Raw genomic sequence first — 16737 nt, 5'->3', positions numbered from 1 at the left:
TAGGCATTTTTCACGGTTCATCCCCGCGAGGGCGGGGAACATCAGTAACCCGGCGTCAATCAGCTCTGTTCTGGCGGTTCATCCCCGCGAGGGCGGGGAACATGTTGCTACATATAGACAGTATTCCTCCCCCTCCGGTTCATCCCCGCGAGGGCGGGGAACATGTTACGAAGAGCCTCTGCTAATCCTAACACGTCGGTTCATCCCCGCGAGGGCGGGGAACATTCTTGTGCTAACGCTCTGATGTCCGCTGTTGCCGGTTCATCCCCGCGAGGGCGGGGAACATTGCGCGTCTTTCCAAATCAAATATTGCTGATACGGTTCATCCCCGCGAGGGCGGGGAACATTCCCCTATTTCACTATCTTTCCTAGGTATTTTCGGTTCATCCCCGCGAGGGCGGGGAACATCAAATTAACGCGTTGCATAGTGTCCAATTTCACGGTTCATCCCCGCGAGGGCGGGGAACATCTTGGCTTTTAGGGATATAAGCCACGACATCCCGGTTCATCCCCGCGAGGGCGGGGAACATTGCGCGTCTTTCCAAATCAAATATTGCTGATACGGTTCATCCCCGCGAGGGCGGGGAACATTCCCCTATTTCACTATCTTTCCTAGGTATTTTCGGTTCATCCCCGCGAGGGCGGGGAACATCAAATTAACGCGTTGCATAGTGTCCAATTTCACGGTTCATCCCCGCGAGGGCGGGGAACATCTTGGCTTTTAGGGATATAAGCCACGACATCCCGGTTCATCCCCGCGAGGGCGGGGAACATGGTCACGAGGGGGGCGGGTGTTGCGTTGCTGGCGGTTCATCCCCGCGAGGGCGGGGAACATATTATAAATCTACCTCATAGGTCGACTATCTACGGTTCATCCCCGCGAGGGCGGGGAACATTGCTTTGCTAGTAAAGAAAGCTTTTGCAGCTCCGGTTCATCCCCGCGAGGGCGGGGAACATAAAGTCATTTTGGCTTTGCTAGTAAAGAAAGCCGGTTCATCCCCGCGAGGGCGGGGAACATTCGTTTTTCGTCAACACGATGCAACGCGTATTCGGTTCATCCCCGCGAGGGCGGGGAACATAAATCGCACCCAGAACCATTTTTAAGAACTCCCGGTTCATCCCCGCGAGGGCGGGGAACATTGTGCGGGTTTATGACGTCAACTCCATGTACCCGGTTCATCCCCGCGAGGGCGGGGAACATATAATACGGGAGCAATGCGTGAATTCGCAAAACGGTTCATCCCCGCGAGGGCGGGGAACATCGCGACCACATAGAAGTAGCTCGAATAGTCGACGGTTCATCCCCGCGAGGGCGGGGAACATCGCGGCTTTATAGGACTCAGTAATGACATCCGCGGTTCATCCCCGCGAGGGCGGGGAACATTGTGTTAAGTAACCCTCGTTAAAAATATTTCCCGGTTCATCCCCGCGAGGGCGGGGAACATGACAGTGTGTTTTTTACACCACGAAGCCATTACGGTTCATCCCCGCGAGGGCGGGGAACATGGGTAATAGACTCGATACGATTTGAAAGACTGCGGTTCATCCCCGCGAGGGCGGGGAACATTTCAGTATCTCTATTATTAGATTTACTACTGCCGGTTCATCCCCGCGAGGGCGGGGAACATATATATCCGAATTTGTGGATAGAATTATAAATCGGTTCATCCCCGCGAGGGCGGGGAACATTGCGGCAACGCCGCCTGTGCTTTCATTTGCTTCGGTTCATCCCCGCGAGGGCGGGGAACATGAAACCTGACCCGCTGTCAAATATTGGGTTAACGGTTCATCCCCGCGAGGGCGGGGAACATGAACGGGTAAAGGGGCGGCGGCAGCGGCAATGCGGTTCATCCCCGCGAGGGCGGGGAACATCGTGCGGGTTTATGATGTGAATTCGATGTATCCGGTTCATCCCCGCGAGGGCGGGGAACATATTCGAGCAACTTCTATGTGGAGTAGGAATAGCGGTTCATCCCCGCGAGGGCGGGGAACATCGAAACCGACACAAAAGCCTGAATAAAATAGGCGGTTCATCCCCGCGAGGGCGGGGAACATCCTCTTCACTCTCATTCCTATATCCGGAAATACGGTTCATCCCCGCGAGGGCGGGGAACATGGATAGCCCGATTGCGGAGTGTCAGTCATGAGCGGTTCATCCCCGCGAGGGCGGGGAACATTTCTCAAGTTCATCCTCACTCTGATACTGGGTCGGTTCATCCCCGCGAGGGCGGGGAACATATCGCTGGCAACGGTTTTTATCCTTGCGATGGCGGTTCATCCCCGCGAGGGCGGGGAACATATGATAAGCTTTCCTTATTTCCTCTGCTAGTGCGGTTCATCCCCGCGAGGGCGGGGAACATAAGAGTATCGAGGCCGTATTCGTCTTGAAATGCGGTTCATCCCCGCGAGGGCGGGGAACATGGCTTTCGCACTAAGAGGAACTATAGTCGCCTCGGTTCATCCCCGCGAGGGCGGGGAACATTTCCGCTAGAGCTTTTTTGGCCTTTCCTATATCGGTTCATCCCCGCGAGGGCGGGGAACATAAAGAGAAACAAACTAAGGGGAGGCCTTTTTACGGTTCATCCCCGCGAGGGCGGGGAACATTCAATAAAGAACATCCGATTATCATGACATTGCGGTTCATCCCCGCGAGGGCGGGGAACATAAATCGAAACTATTCATTTTCTACCTCCCCCTCGGTTCATCCCCGCGAGGGCGGGGAACATTATTCCAGTTCCAGAACAAACCCAAACCGTTGCGGTTCATCCCCGCGAGGGCGGGGAACATGGCAGAGCTCGTTCGATTTGTAACAAAATAACCGGTTCATCCCCGCGAGGGCGGGGAACATTCACAATCCCAGCACCTTTTTAGCTTGCGTTACGGTTCATCCCCGCGAGGGCGGGGAACATAGTATTCATTACACTAACACACTATCGGGAGCCGGTTCATCCCCGCGAGGGCGGGGAACATTGTTGCGAAAGAAAAACAAACGAAAGGAAGACCGGTTCATCCCCGCGAGGGCGGGGAACATAACACGGCTCGAAATATATGCAAACTGACTCTCGGTTCATCCCCGCGAGGGCGGGGAACATGGGCTTTATGCTGCAGACGATTTGCACAGGAAAGGTTCATCCCCGCGAGGGCGGGGAACATACTACCAATATCGGCTTTCCAAACCGTAACACCGGTTCATCCCCGCGAGGGCGGGGAACATGCACCACCAACCGTTTTGATACTAAACCGACACGGTTCATCCCCGCGAGGGCGGGGAACATTATGCACAGTTGCAAAAAGGAGATGCGTGGTACGGTTCATCCCCGCGAGGGCGGGGAACATGAATTAGAGGGGTCTGAAACCTGTGTTGTTGACGGTTCATCCCCGCGAGGGCGGGGAACATAGGAGCATCCTCGTTAAGAGGAAGAATGGATACGGTTCATCCCCGCGAGGGCGGGGAACATGCATTCAAGTCAGATTGGGTGTCCACATCCGTCGGTTCATCCCCGCGAGGGCGGGGAACATCAGTAGAGAGACGGGCCTTGCTCATAGTTTTACGGTTCATCCCCGCGAGGGCGGGGAACATCCAACATTCCAATACAATAAAACGCAAGTATTCGGTTCATCCCCGCGAGGGCGGGGAACATTCATGAAACCCGAAAGCCCTCTTGTCAGTCACCGGTTCATCCCCGCGAGGGCGGGGAACATCGTCATACCTCTTCTCCTAAAGAGAAAACTTTCGGTTCATCCCCGCGAGGGCGGGGAACATTATTGATAACCGCAAGGATGGCGTTATTTACGCGGTTCATCCCCGCGAGGGCGGGGAACATTAATAAATATTGAGGTTGGCAAATAAAAAGGCCGGTTCATCCCCGCGAGGGCGGGGAACATTCTCATTACCCTATAGGTTATATTGAAAGAAGCGGTTCATCCCCGCGAGGGCGGGGAACATGATATATTCCCCAAAACCGTGCGGACCCATGACGGTTCATCCCCGCGAGGGCGGGGAACATCTCCTTCACCTGTCTTCTCCGGCCCGATATTGCGGTTCATCCCCGCGAGGGCGGGGAACATAGGAAGAGGGATAGTATGCACAGCATACGAGCCGGTTCATCCCCGCGAGGGCGGGGAACATCTAGTGAGTGTAAGGATATGGCCAAGCGTATTCGGTTCATCCCCGCGAGGGCGGGGAACATTTCTTGTCATTAGTGAGCATAAATATAGGCTTCGGTTCATCCCCGCGAGGGCGGGGAACATGAGAGTGTATTAATCGTTTTGGGAAAGTTTTTCGGTTCATCCCCGCGAGGGCGGGGAACATTATTGTATTCGTCACTTGTCAAGTAAATATATAGGTTCATCCCCGCGAGGGCGGGGAACATTTTCTGGAAAGTTTGTTTCAAGTCAGAAATTGCGGTTCATCCCCGCGAGGGCGGGGAACATCGGTCTAGGGGTAAGATATGCATTAACAGGGACGGTTCATCCCCGCGAGGGCGGGGAACATTGCGTTTAGCAATGTCGAAAGGCCATATTCATCGGTTCATCCCCGCGAGGGCGGGGAACATGAAAAAGCTTTTTCTCCGTCTGCAAAGCCTTTCGGTTCATCCCCGCGAGGGCGGGGAACATTCGACCATAATTAAACTACTCCTACCCTGTTGCGGTTCATCCCCGCGAGGGCGGGGAACATCCGTGACCCCGACGACAAAGAGAGCCAGTTCGCGGTTCATCCCCGCGAGGGCGGGGAACATACTTCCTAGAACTGCTTGTATTATAAACATAATTCATATGTCAAAGGCCGTACCAACTTAAATATAAATTTAATATCCTTTTCCCTACAAGCTTTTTCTCAATTTTCTACCTCCTACATCCATCCCATAAAAAAGAGGAGAAGGTTTCCCCTCTCCTCTTTCACTAAGCCTTCTATCAACCGTGCGACGCGTTACACAGGTAGGCTCGCCAATACACCTTTTTGGCGAATAACGTCGCGCGCCTGTGCAATCTCCTGCTCAATCTCAGGAGTCAGCAAATCACGCCATCCGTCAAAGGCTGGTAGAGCAATAGACGCCTTAAAATCATTAGATGCCGCAGATTTTAGCTGATCGGCATTAAGGAAAGGCTCCTCCAGCTTAATGGTTTCGCCCTTCTCCGTCTTGCCACGCAGTAGCTCCAACAATAACGCCATGCAGTACACAATACGACTACGCTCCCGCCCCTCACTAAGGACAGCGCGGACGGTCTCCGTCCAGAATACTTGTGCTTTAGAGGTCGCATCGGAGGCGATACGCGCCACTTGGTCCGCCATCGCTTTGTTAGAAAAGCGACTTAACAAGGTGGCCTTATATTTGTGCAAATCTACACCAGGGGGAGCCTTTAATGTTGGGATGACGTCTTTCTCCAACATTAAATCCACAAACTTATGCACAGGCTGCTCTGCTAACACTTGGTCCACGAGCTTCAAGCCCAAGAGCATCCCCGCAGCACTAAGGATGAGATGGCTGGAGTTCAGCATACGAATCTTCGCATGCTCATACGCACTCACTTGGTCGCTAAACTCTACCCCTACCTTCTCAAAAGCGGGACGACCTGCGGCAAACCTATCCTCTATCACCCACTGGATAAAATCCTCCGAGATTAATGGCTGAAGGTCATCCAACCCGCTACGCTCATTCAGCTTCGCTTTCCCCTCGGAGGAGACAGATGGCGTGATACGGTCCACCATCGCGTTGGGGAAGGTGACATTCTGCTCAATCCACTGAGCAAGCTCGCCATCCACAGCACGCGCATAACCAACAAAAGCCTTACGGGATACATCCCCATTATGGCGCAAATTATCACAGGACATCACCGTCAAACCCCCATGACCAGCCTCACGGCGGCGGCGTAGACCCTCCACCACATAGCCAAAGACTGTCTTAGGATGTTGCGGGTCTGCGAGGTCTTCCTTCACCTCTGGATGTGTAAGCCGAAACTCCCCAGTTGTTTCATCAATATTATAACCACCCTCGGTGATGGTCATGGAGATGATCTTCGTAGCCTTATCAGCCAACAAAGCCAGCACTTTTTCCGGCTCATCAGGGGCTTGCAGATAATCCCGTAACCCGCCCATCACGCGAATTTGTGTCGTACCATCAGCGGCGATTTCCGTCAGGGAGTAAAGCCCCTCCTGCGCACGAAACTCCTCCGCCTTTTTCTCTGAGCGTTCACCCGAGCGTAGCCCTACCCCAGTAATGCCCCACTGCTCCTGCCCCGGCAAAGCCAAGACACGGTCCACATAATACCCTAAATGGGCACGGAAGAAGTTACCCACACCAAAATGAACAATGCCCGATGTAACCTTACGCACATCGTAAGAAGGGCCAGCGACATTCTTCGGTAATGTTTTTAAACCTTCATATGTCAGCATAACATGTCTCCAAAAAACGGTTACGACTATGAAGAAACTCAGCCTTTGTGATGGTCTTTCTGCGCAGCGATGATCTTCTTTAACAAGGGGACAAATTCATCTAGATGCTCAATACGCAACAGGCCCGGCCAAGATGGAGCAGGCTTGTTTAAATCCCGTAGCAACACACAGGCCATTCCTGCCCGGTGAGCAGCTTCTACCCCAGCATCAGAATCCTCCAACACAAGGCAATGTGCTGGGTCTATCCCTTCCTGCTTTGCGCCATAGAGGTAGATATCGGGGCGGGGCTTTGGCATATTTAAATCCCGACCGGAATGTATACGCTCATCCTTGAGGATTTTATTCAGCCCCGTGCTGGAGAACTTAGCCTCCATCTCTGCCTCTGAGGAGTTGGAACCAACACGAATCGGTAAGCGAATCTCATTAACGACATCCCGCAGCATTTTGGATGCACCGGGAACCTCTTTAGCCTTTTGTCGCATCATCTCAACGATGCGATTCTGCATAATCATATCCCAATCATCGGGCAGTTTATCGCCTGTTTCTTTAGCAATCATCTCGCCGATTTTGGCAAGTTCACCCCCGCCAAAAAGCTTATTGCCTTCCTCATCACTGATATCCCAACCGTGGCTGCGTGCGTCTTCGGACATCAACGCGGTAGAGAGATGCTCCCCACCGACCAACACGCCGTCACAATCAAAAATAATCATCTCCAAACGCCCCGTAGGCAGAATGGCAGCAGGTGCCTGATCGGGAATCGGAAAATTCGTGTGCTTGCTCATGAATGCTCCTTATCTGCCTTATATGGTTCTTAGTGTCTCACACATCTGTGCGCTAACCTGCCCTTGAGAGTAACAGGAGAAGAAGAGAGCGCAACATCTTGAAAACTTATTAAAGAGGCTTATAGCATGCTAATGCAAGGGCTTCATCCCCTGCGCCTACGCGGATGTTATAATGCATTAACCCGCCGGGGCATACTACCTATCCACCACGTTAAGGTTCTCTTTCATGCTCCATCAACTTTTTCCCAATCTTGCTCTTAACATATGGATGTTCTTAAAACTCGTCACTGGCTTTGCTATCATCATTGGGTATCTCAACATCTCTGGCCGTAGCCAAGTCTCCCAAATGAACGCCATCGACCTTGTCGGTAACTTCATCCTCGGTGGGCTTGTTGGCGGTGTTCTCTACACAACCAATATTTCCTTCCATGAATATGTCATCGCCCTGCTTATCGGGGTGGGTATTTTGCTAACCATTACGCGTTTCTGCCGGAAAATTAATATGTTCAGAAACGTTGCCATTGGTCGGCAAATCCCCATCATAAAAGATGGGCGTTTCCTGATGGAAAATATCCGCGATAAAAACAATAAAATTGATATGCTCAATATCGCCTCTCAGCTTAACCTACAGGGTATTTATTCTTTTGATGAAGTCTATTTCGCCCAAGTTGAGCCAAGCGGCGCGCTAACAGCCATTACGGATAAAAAGAAACTCCCTGCTCTCATCGTCTATTATGATGGTGTTATCCGGGAAGATGACCTCAAAGACGTTGGTCTTTCTGGCGATGATCTAAAAGAAGATGCAAAGCGTAAAGGCATCGAATCCCTTGATGATGTCTTTATGGCCGAGATTAAAGACAAGCAGTTCCATTATGTCTTGATGAATGGTCTCGTTGTGCCTCATCCGCGTAAGGACAGAGAGCAAGAAGAAGCTAAAAAGCTCGCAGAAGAAGAAGCAAAGAAAAAAGCTGAAGAGCGTAAAGACGCTCTTACCCCCGGCGCAAAAGAAGAGACGGCCTGATCTACCGTCTTTTCCGGTCATCTTGCCAGTATTTATAACCATGCTGGCAAGATGACATATAATAATCCTAAAAAATACTATTCCAAAAACGCTCCCACCAACTACCCTTTAGCTCATCTTTACACGCATTATATTGCTTTTGATATTGCTGGGCACGCCGCCCCACTTTACGCGCAACAGTGACCAACCACGGCTTTGCCTCGTAACTCCGCTTGCGGTAGCCACCCCAACCTTCGTGATACGCAAGATATTGCCGTGTTGCATTAGTGAGGGGAATCCCATCAATTTTATGGCTATTGGTGAGATACCAATTCACAAAATTCAACGCATCAGCGTAGTTTGTCCGGCTACCCCCGGCCCCGGTCTGGCGTTGATAATCCCGCCAGATTTCATTCTTCGCCTGTGCATAACCGTAGGCGGTACTAATATGCCCCCACGGAATCACCCATAGGATATAAGTTCGCCGCGTCCGCGCATTAGCCCGAAAGCTCGATTCCTGATTCATAATCGCCATCGGGATGGCAGAAGGGATGTGCCATTTCTCCTCCTGCCGCATCGCAGTGTGATACCAGCTACGCTTCTCCCGATAAATTGAGCATAAATCATCAGGATGCTGGGGCGGGGTTGTGGTACAGCCCGCCAGCATTACCCCCGCCATCACAGCAAGGACCCCAGCCCACCTAGGCTGTATGACCTGTTGATTCGCAGCCATAGTTAGAAGGGGATTTCATCATCCAAGCCTTGGTCGTGGCCAGCAGAGCTATCCCAGCCATTGCCGCCTCCCATACCGCCATTACTGCCCCCACGGTTTGCAGGACCGGCCTGTTGTCCCCCAAAATTACTGCCCCCGTCATTATAGCCGCCATCATTATAACCACCATCATCACCACCGCTGCGCTGGCCATCAAGCAGCACAAGATTGCCACGGAAGCGGTCAATCACCACCTCGGTAGTGTATTTCTCTACCCCTTGTTGGTCCGTCCATTTACGCGTACGCAATTCGCCCTCAATATAGACTTTCCGGCCCTTCCGCAGATATCGCTCAGCAACCTCCCCCACGCGCTCATTAAAAATCACAACACGGTGCCATTCAGTCCGCTCGCGCCGCTCACCACTATTACGGTCATTCCATGTATCACTAGTCGCAATGGCGAGATTAACAATCTTACTGCCGGACTGCGTATTGCGCGTTTCTGGATCACGCCCCAAATTACCTACGAGAATAACCTTATTTACACTACCAGCCATGTATAATCCCCATCTCTCTTAAGAAGCTGTTTGCACTCTTACGGTTCGATTCTGGCACCATGTGCCCTTATTGCTTATATTGCACAGAACAATCGCCCATGCATCCACCCTGCCATAAAGACCATCAAGAGGACATAGCGTGACAGACACACCCACACCTACCGGCACCAGCCATATCATTGTCCGTGGTGCCCGCACGCATAATCTAAAAAATGTCAACGTCACGATCCCACGCGATAAGCTTACGGTCATGACGGGGCTTTCTGGCTCTGGTAAATCCTCCCTCGCCTTTGATACCATCTATGCCGAAGGCCAACGCCGTTATGTGGAGAGCCTCTCTGCCTATGCGCGGCAATTTTTGGAGCTCATGGGCAAGCCAGATGTAGAGTCCATCGAGGGGCTGTCCCCCGCTATTTCCATCGAGCAAAAAACCACCTCGCGCAATCCACGCTCTACCGTTGGGACCATCACCGAGATTCACGATTATATGCGCTTGCTCTGGGCGCGGGCGGGGGTGCCTTACTCCCCTACTACGGGCCTACCGATTGAGGCGCAGAGCATCAGCCAAATGGTGGACCGTGTTATGGCCATGCCCGCGGGCACGCGGCTTATGCTGCTCGCCCCCATCGTGCGGGACCGCAAAGGCGATTGTGTGAAAGAACTCGCCGAGCTGACCCGCCGTGGCTTTGCGCGCGTGCGGATTGATGGCACACTTTATGAAATCACCGATGCCCCCAAACTCAACCGCAAAACACGCCATAATGTCGATGTTGTGGTCGATCGCATCGTCCTAAAAGAGGGGATAGAAACCCGGCTCGCCGATAGTTTTGAAACCGCTTTGGAACTCTCAGACGGTTTGGCCTCTGTTGAGGAAGTCCTCCGCAGCGGGGAAGAGCGGGAGCCGCTTAAAGCCTCCTTCTCCTCCCGCTATTCCTGCCCAGAATCTGGCTTTATGCTAGAGAGTGTGGAGCCGCGCCTTTTCTCCTTCAACGCGCCAATGGGGGCCTGCCCAACCTGTGATGGGTTGGGTACAGAAACGCATTTTGACCCCAATCTCATCATCCCTGATGATAGCCTAACCCTGCGAGAAGGCGCCATTGCGCCATGGCGTAATGAGCAAGACCCGCTCTTTGACCAAACCCTCGCCGCCCTCGCCCGCCATTGCGAGGAAACTCTTGATACACCATGGAGCAAGCTGAAAGAGACATCCCGCCAATTCCTTCTCCATGGTGGGGCGGAGGCTGTCAGCATCCCTTATCAGGATGGTAAGGGCAAAACACACACCATCCACCGCCCCTTTGAGGGCATCATCAGCCATCTACAACGCCGCCTTGCCCAGAGCAGCAGCATCCATGTGCGCGAGGCCCTTGGCCGATATCAATCCGCTATGCCCTGCCCTGCCTGCCACGGGGCACGATTGCGGCCAGAAGCCCTGTGTGTGAAGGTCAATAACAGCAATATTGCCGAAGCCTCAGAGCTTACCATTCAGGAAGCTCTTGCATGGTTTAAAACTGTGGAGGCCAGCCTCACCCCCCAGCGGGCCGAGATTGCACGGCGCATCCTCAAAGAAATTACCGAGCGGCTGCATTTCCTCGACCGTGTGGGGCTAGATTATCTCACCCTCTCCCGCAGCTCTGGCACGCTCTCAGGTGGGGAGAGCCAGCGCATCCGGCTGGCTTCGCAAATTGGCTCCGGCCTAACGGGCGTCCTCTATGTGTTAGATGAACCCTCCATCGGGCTGCATCAGCGCGATAATGCCCGTTTACTCACCATGCTGGAGCGGCTGCGCAATCTCGGCAATACCGTCCTTGTTGTGGAGCATGATGAAGATGCCATCCGCCAAGCTGATTACCTCATTGATATGGGGCCGGGGGCCGGGACCCAAGGCGGGCGCGTCATCGCTTATGGCACGCCAGAAGAAGTCGCCCAAAATCCCGATAGCCTCACCGGCGCATGGCTCGCAGGTCGCCGGGGCATCCCCGTGCCCACCACCCGCCGCAAAAGCAAACGCTGGGTAAGCATCCATGGGGCAAAGGGTAATAACCTCAAAAATATCAGCGTAAAGTTCCCTTTAGGGACCTTTATTGCCATCACCGGGGTCTCTGGCAGTGGGAAATCCACTCTCATTACCGATACCTTCTATAAAGGCCTAGCCCGACAGATTATGAAATCGGCCGCCGTCCCCCTCCCTTATGGACGGCTAGAAGGCACAGAGCAGCTCGATAAAATCATCGAGATTGACCAATCCCCCATCGGGCGCACGCCCCGCTCCAACCCTGCTACTTATACGGACCTCTTTGCCCCTATTCGGGATTGGTTTGCCGAACTGCCAGAATCCAAAGCGCGGGGTTATAAGCCGGGGCGTTTCTCCTTCAATGTCAAAGGGGGGCGTTGCGAGGCCTGCCAAGGTGATGGTGTATTGAAGATTGAGATGCACTTCCTACCGGATGTGTTCGTAACCTGCGATAGCTGCAAAGGTGCGCGCTATAATCGGGAAACGCTGGAGATTAAGTTTAAAGGTAAATCCATTGCCGATATTCTGGCCATGACGGTGGATGAGGCTGTGCCCTTCTTCAATGCGGTACCACGCATTGCCGACCGCCTCGCCATCCTTCAACAAGTGGGGCTAGGCTATGTCGCCCTGGGCCAGCAAGCCACCACCCTCTCCGGTGGTGAGGCCCAGCGTGTAAAGCTCGCGAAAGAACTCGCCCGCCGCGCTACAGGCCGAACCCTCTATGTACTGGATGAACCCACAACTGGGCTGCATACAGAGGATGTGCATAAGCTCCTCAACGTCCTGCATGCACTCGTAGAGCAAGGCAATACGGTGCTGGTTATTGAGCATAATCTGGACCTCATCAAAACAGCGGATTGGGTCATTGATATTGGTCCAGAGGGCGGCGCAGGCGGGGGCGAGGTTGTAGCCACCGGCACACCGGAGGATATTGCCGCCTGTAAAGCCAGCCATACAGGGCGATTCCTCGCCCCGATGCTCGCTGCCAAAGGCCCGCCCTCTCATACAAAGAAGGATGCCAAACCACGCAAAAACTGATAAGCACCTCTTATGACGCCCTTTTTTGCTTGGTTATTCCTCTTAGGGGCCATCTTGTTAGAGGTTATGGCCACCAGCCTGCTTAATATCTCTAACGGGTTTCGCAAGCCCCTACCGACCATAGGCGCGCTCCTCTTTTATGGGGCGGCCTTTTTCTGCTTGGCCCAAGCCCTAAAATGCATCCCCCTCGGCATTGCTTATGCGGTATGGTGCGGGGTGGGGATTGTCTGCATTGTGGTTATCGGGCTGACTGTCTTCCGCCAGCCTTTGAACCTCACCGCTTATCTGGGAGTTGGGCTTATCATGCTTGGCACGTTACTCGCCTGCCTCTCTGGCGGGGTACGGCACTAACGCTATGAGGGCCACTCTCTTACAACGCCACATATTACGCGGCTTGATGATGCTCATCATGCTCGTAGCATTTAGTGGGCAACTCCTCCTCACAGCTACGAGCTTACCAGAGGAAAGCCCCAGAGCGGCTATTTTACGTCTAACGCATCTCGATATTGCACCCGCACCGCCGCCAGAGCCTCACGCTGGTCCTACCATGCATGACGCTATGGGGATGACTACTCCTCATCACACGGCCCAGCATGATAAAATGACCCATCATGGGGGCCATCATCACGGGGTGGACTGCCCCCTTTGCCCGCTTTTAGGGCACATCTTCTTTACCCTTACCAGCCTATTCGTGCTGTTAAGTTGCATCCGGCTTTCCCGGCAGCTTTGGCAGGCGAGTCCCCCCGCACAAGCCCCACCAGAACCCACACGCCAACGCCCGCCAAGCCGTGGGCCGCCTCGCCTCCTTCTAAACCAAACATTCGCCTGACCGAGCCAGCTTAAAAGGCTGTGCATCGGCCTTTTCTGCATGTTGTTTTCAGGATGGATTGATTTTGTTTTTTCCCTCATATCGTCTGGGGCGGGGCCTAACGCGCCGTCTCTTAGTGCTGGGTGGTTTTGCTTTACCGCTTACGCCCCTGCTCGCTCAAACACCCCCTCAAAATACGCTGCCCACATCCGCATCTGATGCCGTAGCCCCCGCCACGCCCATCCCCCACCCGGTGGAGCAAATCAGCGTGATAGGCACGCGGCGGCCTTTCACACAGGCCGCGGACACCGCAGCGTTATTCCGCGATGTACCAGGTTTTAGCAGCTATAAAACGGGTGGGATTGCCAGCCTCCCCGTCTTAAATGGTATGGCCGATGACCGAGTAGCCACCTTTGTGGATGGCATGCCCCTTATGGCCGATTGCCCTAACCATATGAACCCCGCCCTCTCTCAAATCAGCCTCGATGAAGTCGCCCATAGCGTTGCGATTGCGGGGATCACCCCTGTTAGCCTCGGCGGTGATAGCACCGGTGGGACCATCTCTGTGGAGCGCAAAGACCCACAATTTGCCAAAGAGGGCAAAGTCCTCATCACCGGTGATGGACGAGAAGATTGGCGCAGCAATGGCGGCGGCTCTGGCGCAGGAGGATCCCTCACTATTGCGAACGATATGCTCAGCCTTCGCTATAGTGGCTCCTACACCCATGCGAGCGATTATACCGCCGGGGGACGCGGCGGGCGGGTTTTATCCTCCAATTATCTCAGCTTCAACCATGATGTCACAGCAGGGCTAAAGCTAAAGAACCACCTCTTTAGCCTCACATTTGGGCAACAAAATACCCCTTATGAGGGCTTCCCCAACCAATATATGGATGAAACAAATAACCGCTCCACCTTCGTTAATGGCAAATATCTAGGAACATTCAACTGGGGTACGTTAGAGGCTCGTGGCTATTGGCAACATGTGACCCACGCGATGAATATGCTAGCCGATAAAGGCGGCCATAGTGCTACCACCGGTATGCCGATGAATAGTGATGGACGCACAGCCGGTTATAGCCTTGTAGCCACCCTCCCCTTGAGCCGGAGCCATCAACTTAAACTAGGCAGCGCGTTTAGCCATGATGGCCTTAATGATTGGTGGCCCCCTTTAGAGGGCAGCATGATGATGGGACCAGAGGCCTTCCATAGCCTTAACCACGCCCATCGCGACCATCTTGGCCATTTCATCCAATGGGATGCTCAATGGTCCCCGCGCTGGTCTAGCGAGCTTGGGATGCGTAGCGATGTCATCATGATGAACACTGGCACAGTCTCCCCTTATCAGGGCCTCTCCTCCATGAGTGATATGGGGATGAATATGGGGGGAAGCATGATGGGTATGGGCGGCATGGCCGGTATGGATATGTCCAACATGGGCATGAGTGGTATGAGTATGGGCAGCACCAACCAAGAGGCCGCCCGTGCCTTCAACAAAGCGCGCCGGGGCCGGACGGATGATAATTTCGATGTCACGGCCTTACTACGTTATAAAGCCAACGCCTATCTGAATATCGAAGGCGGCTATGCTCGCAAAACACGCTCCCCCAACCTCTATGAACGCTATGGCTGGAGCCGGGAAAGCATGACCGCACGGATGATTAACTGGTTTGGCGATGGCAATGGCTATGTCGGCAATCTCAACCTCAAGCCAGAAGTCGCTAATACAGCGAGCATTACCTTCCGCCTCCATGATGCGGCGGATCATCAATGGGAGGCAATGGTCCAACCCTTTTATACCTATACGCATAATTACATTAATGTCGTGCGGATTGGGGCCCTCTCCCGCGGGTTTAACCTCTTACAATTTGAGAATCATAATGCCCAAAGCTACGGCATTAACGCCTCTGGCCGCGCCACCTTATGGGATGGCGATAAATGGGGCACGGGGGAGATTTCCACCCAGCTGAATTGGGTAAAGGGGCAGGACTTCAAAACCCATTCCGGCCTTTATCAACAAATGCCGCTTAATGGGAGCATCCGCCTCCATGAGCATTTTGGCCCCTGGCACGGCATGGCCGAGATTGTTCTTGTCAAAGCTAAGCATACAGTCGATTGGGTGCGTAATGAGCCCCGCACCCCCGGCTACGCGCTGCTGAATCTGGGAGCAGGGTATCATTGGTCCAAATATCTACAGCTTGATGTAAGCCTCGATAACTTGCTGAACCAACGCTACGCCCTCCCCCTTGGTGGCCGTGCTGTCAGCACCGCAGGCAGTCCACCCGGCCCCGTGTTAGGCATGGGTCGCTCTGTTAATCTGACCCTACGGGAGCATTTCTAAAAACAAAAGGCGTCTCCACAGTGCAGGGGGACGCCTTTCTTTGTGAAGGGAAAGGGCCTTACCCCTGCGCGCCATCACCAAGATGGGTCTGGCCGCGTTTTTCTGCCAGAGCGGCTTGGCGTTGCCGCTCACGGTAACGATGCCGTTGGGCCTCTGTGCGTTGGTTATAGCAATGAGGACAACTTACCCCCTCCTCATAATGAGGGGACTGCTTATCCTCTGCACTAATAGGCGCGCGGCACGCATGGCAAAGGTCATATTGGCCCAGCTTTAACCCATGCCCAACGGACACACGTTGGTCAAAGACGAAACATTCACCCTCCCACAGGCTTTCCTCCTCCGGGATTTCCTCCAAATATTTTAAAATACCGCCTTTGAGGTGATACACATCCTCCACCCCTTCCTGCCGCGCAAAGGCGGTGGATTTTTCACAGCGTATGCCCCCCGTGCAGAACATCGCGATTTTAGGTGTGCGGCCTTGGGCCTCTACCTCCTTACGCCACTTACGGAACCATTCTGGAAACGCACGGAAGGTTTTGAGGTCCGGGTCCACCGCCCCGCGGAAGGTCCCAATCGCTACCTCATAATCATTGCGTGTATCCATCACCACCGTATCAGGGTCGGAGATAAGGGCGTTCCAATCCTTTGGCTCAACATACCGCCCAACGCAGACGAGCGGGTCAATATCAGGCTGCCCCATTGTGACAATTTCTTTCTTCAACCGGACTTTCATCCGCAAAAAAGGCATCGTCTTGGCACGGGATTTTTTATAATCAAACCCCGCACAACCGGGCAGGTTATTAATATGGGCCAATACTGCATCAATCCCAGCATCAGAGCCGGCAATCGTGCCGTTAATCCCCTCACGGGCCAAAAGGAGGCTGCCCTTTACCCCCTCCCGCTGGCACATATCCAATAGCGGTTGGCGGAGAGCCTCATAATTATCAAAGGCTGTAAAATGATAAAGCGCGGCTACACAAACCGGCAAAGATGTTTCTGTCATTAGTCACCCATCTCGCAAAGAAGGAACCTTTCCCCCTTCTAGCAGCCTACCTTTAGAAAGGCACGTCCCCAGAGTAAGGGACGTCAAG

The 16737-nt window shown here is 53.6% G+C and carries 10 protein-coding genes and 1 CRISPR repeat array (1 of these 11 running past the window's edge); of the genes, 5 read left to right on the top strand and 5 right to left on the bottom strand.

The window, feature by feature from the left end; translation table 11 throughout:
• A CRISPR array of direct repeats spans positions 1-4739; the repeat unit is 29 nt; unit sequence CGGTTCATCCCCGCGAGGGCGGGGAACAT (it extends 1512 nt beyond the left edge of the window).
• Positions 4740-4930: 191 nt separating this feature from the next.
• Complete coding sequence (locus GM557_RS00925; RefSeq protein WP_155572586.1) at positions 4931-6394, bottom strand: mannitol dehydrogenase family protein; 1464 nt, start codon at positions 6392-6394, stop codon at positions 4931-4933.
• A 38-nt stretch (positions 6395-6432) separates the two neighbouring features.
• Entirely contained in the window at positions 6433-7104 is a 672-nt protein-coding gene (locus GM557_RS00920; RefSeq protein ID WP_155573429.1) for an HAD family phosphatase, read from the bottom strand.
• 298 nt (positions 7105-7402) lie between these two features.
• Here GM557_RS00920 and GM557_RS00915 point away from each other — a divergent pair, with 298 nt between their 5' ends.
• Entirely contained in the window at positions 7403-8197 is a 795-nt protein-coding gene (locus GM557_RS00915) for a DUF421 domain-containing protein (protein WP_155572585.1), read from the top strand.
• A gap of 67 nt (positions 8198-8264) precedes the next feature.
• Here the strand turns inward: GM557_RS00915 and GM557_RS00910 are convergent, their stop codons facing one another.
• Both GM557_RS00910 and ssb read right to left on the bottom strand, forming a co-directional pair.
• Positions 8265-8909 carry a hypothetical protein gene (locus tag GM557_RS00910; protein WP_155572584.1) on the bottom strand — a complete coding sequence of 215 codons (645 nt, stop codon included), beginning with the start codon at positions 8907-8909 and terminating at the stop codon, positions 8265-8267.
• Positions 8910-8911: 2 nt separating this feature from the next.
• Positions 8912-9445, bottom strand: coding sequence for a single-stranded DNA-binding protein (gene ssb / locus GM557_RS00905; RefSeq protein WP_155572583.1), 534 nt, complete (start codon positions 9443-9445; stop codon positions 8912-8914).
• A gap of 139 nt (positions 9446-9584) precedes the next feature.
• On the opposite strand from ssb, the gene uvrA reads away from it, so the two are divergent.
• The 4 genes from uvrA (at position 9585) to GM557_RS00885 (ending at position 15646) form a co-directional block, all read left to right on the top strand.
• Positions 9585-12497 (top strand): excinuclease ABC subunit UvrA, encoded by a 2913-nt coding sequence (uvrA, locus tag GM557_RS00900; protein ID WP_370513400.1) that lies wholly within the window; start codon positions 9585-9587, stop codon positions 12495-12497.
• 12 nt (positions 12498-12509) lie between these two features.
• Positions 12510-12848: a multidrug efflux SMR transporter gene (locus GM557_RS00895; protein ID WP_099026527.1), complete on the top strand. Its 339-nt coding sequence runs from the start codon at positions 12510-12512 to the stop codon at positions 12846-12848.
• 4 nt (positions 12849-12852) lie between these two features.
• Positions 12853-13326 carry a permease gene (locus tag GM557_RS00890; RefSeq protein WP_155572582.1) on the top strand — a complete coding sequence of 158 codons (474 nt, stop codon included), beginning with the start codon at positions 12853-12855 and terminating at the stop codon, positions 13324-13326.
• A gap of 232 nt (positions 13327-13558) precedes the next feature.
• Positions 13559-15646, top strand: coding sequence for a TonB-dependent receptor domain-containing protein (locus GM557_RS00885; RefSeq protein ID WP_266106825.1), 2088 nt, complete (start codon positions 13559-13561; stop codon positions 15644-15646).
• Positions 15647-15704: 58 nt separating this feature from the next.
• Here the strand turns inward: GM557_RS00885 and GM557_RS00880 are convergent, their stop codons facing one another.
• Entirely contained in the window at positions 15705-16649 is a 945-nt protein-coding gene (locus GM557_RS00880; protein WP_099026530.1) for a rhodanese-related sulfurtransferase, read from the bottom strand.
• Positions 16650-16737 lie beyond the last annotated feature (88 nt).

The sequence above is a fragment of the Bombella sp. ESL0385 genome, from assembly GCF_009725755.1.
GTDB lineage: Bacteria > Pseudomonadota > Alphaproteobacteria > Acetobacterales > Acetobacteraceae > Bombella > Bombella pollinis.
Note: the sequence above shows the minus strand (reverse complement) of the source record. Positions and strands in the feature narration are given on the sequence as shown.